This window comes from Kitasatospora sp. NPDC056327, from assembly GCF_042261735.1.
GTDB lineage: Bacteria > Actinomycetota > Actinomycetes > Streptomycetales > Streptomycetaceae > Kitasatospora.
In genome coordinates this window covers 1-1,977 of sequence record NZ_JBHJRC010000531.1, presented here as the reverse complement: position 1 = coordinate 1,977, position 1,977 = coordinate 1, and the positions used below count along the sequence as shown (strand labels likewise).

2 protein-coding genes are annotated in these 1,977 nt (G+C 79.7%); both read right to left on the bottom strand.

The features are described from left to right. Positions 1-182 precede the first annotated feature (182 nt). Positions 183-668, bottom strand: a complete 486-nt coding sequence (locus ACFCX4_RS36075) for a pyridoxamine 5'-phosphate oxidase family protein (RefSeq protein WP_376151683.1) — start codon at positions 666-668, stop codon at positions 183-185. Positions 669-730: 62 nt separating this feature from the next. Next, entirely contained in the window at positions 731-1,561 is an 831-nt protein-coding gene (locus ACFCX4_RS36070) for a sigma 54 modulation/S30EA ribosomal C-terminal domain-containing protein (protein WP_376151681.1), read from the bottom strand. Positions 1,562-1,977: the final 416 nt, after the last annotated feature.

The following is a 1,977-nucleotide window of genomic DNA, read 5'->3' as shown; positions in this document are numbered from 1 at the left end:
GGTCGGAACTCCCCCGGCCGCACCGGCGGGTGCGCGGAAGCGGCCTTCCGCGCGTGGGGCCCGGGCTCCGGGCCGGTCGGGGCGCCCCGTCCGGGGTGGGGCGCGTTCGGCCCGGGAACCCGGGCGGTACGGGCCCGGCGGGACCGCACCCGGGCTGTCGGGTACGGCCCGCCGGACCCGGGTCAGGAGACCCCGGCGGCGCCCTCGGTGAGCCGGTAGCCGGTCACCAGATCGGGCTGGATGGCCACCATGTGGTCCATCGTGGCGTTCACCCAGGGGCTCAGCAGGGCCCGGTAACGGGCCAGTCGGACGGGGTCGGTGACGGGCCGGGCGAACCCGGTGACGACCACGCTCCAGCCGAGCCTGGTCACCGGGTCGATCGCGTCCGCCTCGAAGGCGACCACCACCCCGGTGTCGTCGCCGTCCAGGGCGGCCATGGTCAGCGCCGCGCCGTCGTGGGTGCGGATCACGACGGTGTCGTCGGCCAGCAGGTGGTTCACCGGGCGGATCGCCGGGAGCGCCCGCACCGTGAAGACGATCCGGCCGAACGGCGCACCGCCCAGCAGCCGCAGCGCCTCGGCCCGTTCCAGCGGCACCAGTTCGCGCGGCGGGGCCTCGGCCGGCGGGCGGGTCCGCGCGCCCGTCCCGGGGCGGCCGGACGGCGGCAGGGGGCCGCCGGACCGGCGCTGCGCCCGCAGCGCGCGCAGCCGGCGGCGGCGGGATCCGTCGCTCACGAGGCGGCCGCGATCAGGCCGAGGCCACCGTCGAAGCGCCGGTAGAGCACCCGGCCGCGCCCGGTGCCGGGGTGGGCGAAGAACAGGTAGGGCAGCTCGGCGGCGGTCAGCCGCTCGGTGGCCTGCTCCTCCGTCAGCTCCGGTGCCCCGCAGGGGCTGAGCGTCATCGGGACGGCCGCCCGGCCGGGCGGTCCGGCGGCCACCGTGCGGGCCAGCCGGTAGCCGGTCGGACCGACCCGGTAGACCACCGCGTCCGTCTCGGTGGCGGGGTCGGTGAACAGGTGGATGTCGAAGTCCATCGCGTCCATCGTCCGGGCCGCGGCGTCCGGGGAGCACCAGACCAGCTGCGCCCGCTTGCGCCGGACGACGGGCCCCGGGCCGGGCGGGCCGGGCGGGCCGGGCAGGCCGGGCGGGCCGACGCGCAGCGGGGCGGGGACGGCGGGGGCCGGCGGCACCGCCGCGGCGCCGCCCGGCAGCACACGGGTGCGGATCCGGCGCGGCCACGGCCGGGGCGTCCACCCCGAGCCGACCGCGGTCATCCGGGCGCGCAGCCCGTCCGCGAGCCGGTCCAGCGCCTCGCCCAGGTCGGCGGCGGCCTCCTGGACGCGGATGCGCCGGCCGTCCACCTCGGCGTTGACCTGGGCCAGCACCCCCAGCGGGGCGGATCCCGCCGGGGGGTTCCCGGCGCCGATCGTCCCGACCCGGACCCGCAACGACTCCACCAGGGCGTCCGCCCCGCTCACCACGGCGGCGATCCGGGCCCTCGCGTCGGAGGCGAAGCCCCGCGAAATCCCCTCGCACACCCGCACCGTGACCAACTCGCCCACCTCAGGCCTCTTCCCGTTCCGCCGCGCTCTCGTCCTGCCACGCTCCCGCCCCGCCGCGCCCCCGCCTCCTCGGCGGCCCCGCACACCGGCGCGGCGATCACCATCCCTCTCCCGTCCAGCGGTCACAAGGGCCGAACGGCCCCATCGGCCCGCGCCCACCGGCCCACCCCCGCCTGGACGGGCGCCGCCGCTGCCCCCTCGGGCAACGCCTCCGGCGGGCCGTGGGATCATCGGGCCGGACCCGCCCCCACGACCCGTCCGTCCGCCGGAACCCCGGCCGGACCACCGGGCCGGGCAGCGCCCACGAGCAGCCGGCACCCGCCGCGGACCCACCCCTTCCCCGCGGCCGGACGGACCGGGACGCCGCCGGCGCCCCCCGTGGCACGCATCCCGGACCGCCGGACGAGGGCCCGGGT